This is a genomic window from Promineifilum sp. (SeqCode), from assembly GCF_041918635.1.
Lineage (GTDB): Bacteria > Chloroflexota > Anaerolineae > Promineifilales > Promineifilaceae > Promineifilum.
The window spans coordinates 1-5,106 of record NZ_JAYRVJ010000461.1; the positions used below are offsets into that span (position 1 = coordinate 1).

Genomic DNA, 5,106 nt, shown 5'->3' on the forward strand with positions numbered 1-5,106 from the left:
GCGGCGCTGAAGTCCCTGGAGGAGAAACTAGGGACTAGGGGTTAGGGACTAGGGAAGAGCGCTCTTCACTAGTCCCTAGTCCCTAACCACCAGTCCCTATCCGGCCGGCGCGTGAGCCAGGAGCAGCTGGTCGGCCGCCGCGGTGGCCTCGTCCACCGAAACCCCGTTGGCCCAGGAGAATGCCCCCTCATAGGGCCGCCAGAGGGTGACGACGCGGCCGTTGACCATGTAGGGCGCGGTGATGGCTGGATCGGTGGGGCCATAGATCGCCAGCGTCGGACAGCCGGTGGCCGCGGCCACGCAGGTGGCCCCACTGTCGTTGCCGACATAGAGGCTGGCTAACTCGCACAGCGCCCCCAACTCCCCCAGGCCGATTTGCCCCGCCCGGTTGGCGCAACGGACGGGCATCATCCCCGCCACCTGCCCGGCCAGGCCCCGCTCCTCGGCCGACCCCACCAACACCACCCGCGCTCCGTGAACCCGCGCCAGATAGTTGCCCAGCCGGGCCAAACGCTCGGCCGGCCAGCGCTTGTTGAGCGCGCTCTCCAACGGGTTGTCGCCCCCGCCGGGGTGTAGCACCACCAGCGGCGTGTCGCCCAGCCAATCGAACTCCTCCACCAACCAGCGGGTGATAGCCGTCCGGTCGCGATCGGGCGGGGTGAACTCCATCTCGGCCGCCTCCAGCGCCGCCGCGCCCACGCCCGCGGCGGCGGCCAGCGCCAGATAGACCCGCGCCGTCTGGCGCTCGCCCGGCGGCGGCTGGACGGCCAGCGTGTGCCCCCGCCCGGCGCCTTGCAGCCCAACCCGCTGGGGGATGTCCGCGTCCGCCGCGGCGCGAACCAGTTCCTTGGCTTGAGAAGGGATGAAACAGGTGTCGTACCCCTCAGCACGCACTGTGTCCAAAAAGGCACGCATCGCCTCGCGGTCGTTGCCGGCCAAGTCGCCCGGGCCGGTGAGGATGGTGCGGGTAACGCGGGGGTTGCTGCTGATCGCCTGGCGCGCCCAATCGCTGATGGCCCAATCGAAGCGCGCCGCCGGGAACGCGTCGCTGAGCGCGGCCAGCAGCGGCGTGGTCAGCATGACCCGGCCCAAACAGCAGGGTTGCAGGATGAGCGCCTTGCGCGGCGGGGCGAACGCCGTCCGCCGGTCGCCCAACCGCCACGACCAGCGCCCCCTTTTCTCCTCCGCCCGGTCACCGCCCGACATGTCTCTACGCCGCCCCCTGTACTCTTCCTCTGTGGAACTCTGGGCGATCTCCGTGTCCCTCTGTGTTCCTCTTGTCCGCCCTCTCCATTGGCAATCGCGTTGACGGAAGCACAAAACGCTTTCGAGCAGCTTTTAATCTGCGTAATCTGCGGATTCTTCCCTCTTACCCCTTCACCACAGCCACCGGCACGAGCCGCGCCACCTTGCGGGCGATCCCCGCGCCGTGGACGACCTCGATGACCCGATCCACGTCCTTGTAGGCCGATGGCGCTTCCTCAGCCAGACCGGCCAGACTGCCGGCGCGCACGCGGATGCCGCGCGCCTCCAGGTCGCGGCGCAGATCGCCCCCCTGCACCTGTCGCTTGGCCTGCGAGCGGCTCATCATCCGGCCCGCGCCGTGGCAGGTGGAGCCGAAGGTCTGCGACATGGAGCCTTCCGTGCCCACCAGCACCCAACTGGCCGTGCCCATCGAACCGGGAACCAGCACCGGCTGGCCGATGTCGCGGTAAACGTCGGGCAGGACAGGCGAGCCAGGGCCGAAGGCGCGCGTGGCCCCCTTGCGGTGGACGCAGACGGTCATGCGCCGGCCGTCGACCACGTGCTCCTCGATCTTCGCCATGTTGTGGGCGATGTCGTAAATTTGGTAGACGCCGTGGTTGTCTACCTTGCCGGCCAGGGCGTCCGCGAAGCTCCCGCGGATGAGGTGGGTCAACAACTGGCGATTGCAGAAGGCGAAGTTGGCCGCGCCCTTCATAGCCGCGAGATAGTCCTGACCCTCCGGGCTGCTCAGCGGGGCGCAGACCAACTCGCGGTCGGGCAGCTGAATGTTGTATTGGTGCACGACGCGCTGGAAGCGGGCCACGTAGTCAGTGCACACCTGGTGGCCGAAGCCGCGCGAGCCGCAGTGAATCTGGGCCACGATCTGGCCGGGAAAGAGGCCCATGCGCCCGGCAGCCGTCTCGTCGAAGATCTCATCCACCACATCGACTTCGATGAAGTGGTTGCCCGCGCCCAGCGTGCCCAGTTGGTCGCGGGCGCGCTCGTAAGCGCGGGCGCTGATCTTGCCGGGATCGGCTCCGGCGATGCGACCGTTCTCCTCAGTGCGGTCGAGGTCGGTCTCGGTGGCATAGCCCTGCTTCAACGCCCAGCGCGCCCCGTTGACGACCACGTCCTCCAACTGCTTCTGAGTCAGCGGGAACCGGCCGCCTCGACCGACGCCGTGGGGGCAGTTGCGCTGGAGTTGCGTCGCCAGATCGTCCAGATAGGGCGCGACCTCGTCGCGGCGCAGGTGCGTGCCCAGCAACCGGACGCCACAGTTGATGTCGTAGCCGACGCCGCCGGGGGAGATGACGCCGTCGGGCACGGCCGTCGCCACCACACCGCCGATGGGGAAGCCGTACCCCTGGTGGATGTCGGGCATGGCCAGGGCGTAGGCGACGATGCCCGGTAGCGTGGCGCTGTTGGCGAGTTGGTCGAGGCTCTTGTCGTCTAGGGCCGCTTCTAGCAGTTCGGCGTCGGCATAGAAGCGCGCCGGTACGCGCATGTCGCTCCGGTGGGCCTTTGGTATCTCGTACAGGAACGGCGATAGCCGCTTCAGGTCTCCAGGTTTCATCCGTAGACTCCTTAGCAAGAATAACCATCCGCAGATTTGGCCGATTAGGCAGATTTCAGAAGCACCCTCTGAAAATCTGCCTAATCTGCGGATCACTCTTCTTAAACGTCCAGTACGACCGTCACTTCCAGCCGGCCATCGGGGATAGTGCGAATGGCGATGTCGTGATAGGTGACGGCCTTGATGTGCTTGTTCATCTCGGCCGCGCGCCCGCCGCGCACGATGGCCGAGACGCCGGTCGAGGTCAACTGGCCCACTTCCATCTCGCGGACAATGAACCCGTCGCGCTCGGCGAAGTAGGCGATCTCGTTCATCCAGGCCACCAGCAGCCCTTCGGCGTCCTCGGCCTCCAGCGTCACGCGCCGCGACTCGGCGGCCTTGGGGATGAGCCAGTAGCCCTCGTCGAGCAGCAGCAGCCCTATGCCGCGGGTGGTGTTACGCAGCAGTTCCTCCAGGTCGCGGCCGCGGGCGGCGAACGACCAGTCGGCGGTGTGGTCTATCTGCTCGATGGCATCCGGCGGCGGTTCGGGATCGTGGGGGGATTCATCCGGGTTCATGTGCCCATTATAGCCGGTTCAGCGCTGGAGCAACTGGACACTATCGAGGGTATCATCCAGCGTGCGCCGCAGAGTGGGAAAGTCGGTCAGAGGGGCGCAGGCGACGACCAGGTAGCCGGCCGCGTCGTCGGCGACGAACAGGTGGCGGCACCGCTCCTGGTTGGGCGTGTCGAGCGTGGTAAAGCGGGCCTGCGGCTGGCGGGAGAGGCGCGTGTCGATGGCCGTGTCGCTGACGGGCAACGCTTCGGCCGCCAGCCGATCCAGCACCTCTTGCGGACTCAGGCCGCGCAACGCCTCGCTGCGGGCCACGACGACGAACGGCTGCGGTTCAACTTCCTCCAGCGTCGGCGCGCCAACGACGACGCCCAGAATATCCACGTCACCCGCCCCGCCGCTGAGCGGCCGGAGGGCGCGTTGGATGTAAGGCTGACGGCCGAGCAGCGTGTCCAGCATCTCGCTCTGGTCGCGGTAAGCGGCGTCGAGCCACTGCCAGTCGGCGGGCAGGCTGAGGGTGTAGCGTAAGTCGGTGTCTGTTACGGTGATCCAATCGTCGCCCAGGCGCAGGCCGGCGCTGCGCACCAGGAGCGGCTGCTGCCCCAGTGCGCGCATGACCAGCCACAGCGCCAGGATGATGCCCAGCGTCAGCAGACCATAGACAGCCAGGGCGCGCAGATCGTAGTCGGCCGGGGGCTTGGCGTCAGCCGAGCGGGCGCGTGGGGGACGCGGCGCGGCGGCCGGCTTGGCCTTGGGGCGCGCCGGCAGGGTGTAGCCACAGTGCCAGCAGACGGTGTCGGTGGGCAGTACGGGTTTGCCGCAATTAGGGCAAGTCTCGCTCATGGAAGAGGAAGAATCCGCAGATTTCGCAGATTACGCAGATTGCCAGAAAGGCAGAGTGTAAAGTAATTTACACTTGGCCTGTAGCGAAGTTGCGCGACGGCGGGGTTCATGCCGGGTATCATAGCGACATATTTCAGCAACACCAATAGTCCTCCTTTTTCTCCTCTTCCCGCAAAAAGCCCTGGCTCCCCCCAGGGCTTCTTTGCTTGTCCAGACCTCTGAGGTTTGCGGCAAACCTCAGAGGTCTGGACAATCCGAACATGACCGAAATCCTGACATTGATCCGCGACCGCCGTTCCATCCGGCGCTATGAGGCGCGCCCCGTCCCGCGCGAGACCATCCACCAACTGCTGACGGCCGCCACCTGGGCTCCCTCGGCCCACAACCGGCAGCCGTGGCGCTTCGTCGTCATCGAGACAGACGAGACGAAGCGCCGGCTGGCGGCCGCAATGGGCGAGCGGCTGCGGCGCGACCTGACCGCTGACGGCGTGCCAGCCGAGGCCATCGAGCGCGATGCCGCCCGCTCCTACGCTCGCATCACCGGCGCGCCGTTGCTCATCCTCGTCTGCCTGACGCTGGCCGACATGGACATCTACCCCGACGAACGCCGCCAACGCCATGAATCAACGATGGCCGCTCAGGGCGCGGCCATGGCCGGCCAAAACCTGCTGCTGGCCGCCCACGCGCTGGGCCTGGGCGCATGCTGGCTGTGCGCCCCCCTCTTCTGCGCCGACGCCGTGCGCGAGACGCTGGCCCTCCCCGCCGACTGGCAGCCGCAAGGCGTGATTACTGCCGGCTACCCGGCCGAGACAAAAGAAAAGGCGCGCGCTCCATTGGAAACGCGCGTCCTCTTCAGATAGGTTCCAGGGGCCAGGTTGCAGGGGAGATCGCTCA

General features: G+C 67.2%; 5 protein-coding genes. 1 reads left to right on the forward strand and 4 read right to left on the reverse strand.

Features of this window, described 5'->3' with window-relative positions:
* Nucleotides 1-96: 96 nt before the first annotated feature.
* The 4 genes from ACE3UY_RS14060 to ACE3UY_RS14075 all read right to left on the reverse strand — a co-directional run bounded on the left by ACE3UY_RS14060 (nt 97) and on the right by ACE3UY_RS14075 (nt 4,212).
* Complete coding sequence (locus tag ACE3UY_RS14060; protein WP_374688140.1) at nt 97-1,206, reverse strand: glycosyltransferase family 9 protein; 1,110 nt, start codon at nt 1,204-1,206, stop codon at nt 97-99.
* Between the two features lie 163 nt (nt 1,207-1,369).
* Nucleotides 1,370-2,818, reverse strand: coding sequence for an RtcB family protein (locus tag ACE3UY_RS14065; protein ID WP_374688141.1), 1,449 nt, complete (start codon nt 2,816-2,818; stop codon nt 1,370-1,372).
* A 101-nt stretch (nt 2,819-2,919) separates the two neighbouring features.
* The gene (locus ACE3UY_RS14070; protein ID WP_374688142.1) at nt 2,920-3,375 is read right to left on the reverse strand and encodes an archease; all 456 of its coding nucleotides are present in this window, start codon (nt 3,373-3,375) and stop codon (nt 2,920-2,922) included.
* 18 nt (nt 3,376-3,393) lie between these two features.
* A complete protein-coding gene (locus ACE3UY_RS14075) occupies nt 3,394-4,212 on the reverse strand; it encodes a hypothetical protein (RefSeq protein ID WP_374688143.1) in 819 nt (272 codons plus the stop codon).
* Nucleotides 4,213-4,472: 260 nt separating this feature from the next.
* On the opposite strand from ACE3UY_RS14075, the gene ACE3UY_RS14080 reads away from it, so the two are divergent.
* A complete protein-coding gene (locus ACE3UY_RS14080) occupies nt 4,473-5,072 on the forward strand; it encodes a nitroreductase family protein (protein WP_374688144.1) in 600 nt (199 codons plus the stop codon).
* Nucleotides 5,073-5,106 lie beyond the last annotated feature (34 nt).

Coding starts and splice junctions, on each gene's coding strand:
- ACE3UY_RS14070 (WP_374688142.1), bottom strand. CDS start 3,375: ATGAACCCGGATGAATCCCCCCACGATCCCGAACCGCCGCCGGATGCC.
- ACE3UY_RS14075 (WP_374688143.1), bottom strand. CDS start 4,212: ATGAGCGAGACTTGCCCTAATTGCGGCAAACCCGTACTGCCCACCGAC.
- ACE3UY_RS14065 (WP_374688141.1), bottom strand. CDS start 2,818: ATGAAACCTGGAGACCTGAAGCGGCTATCGCCGTTCCTGTACGAGATA.
- ACE3UY_RS14080 (WP_374688144.1), top strand. CDS start 4,473: ATGACCGAAATCCTGACATTGATCCGCGACCGCCGTTCCATCCGGCGC.
- ACE3UY_RS14060 (WP_374688140.1), bottom strand. CDS start 1,206: ATGTCGGGCGGTGACCGGGCGGAGGAGAAAAGGGGGCGCTGGTCGTGG.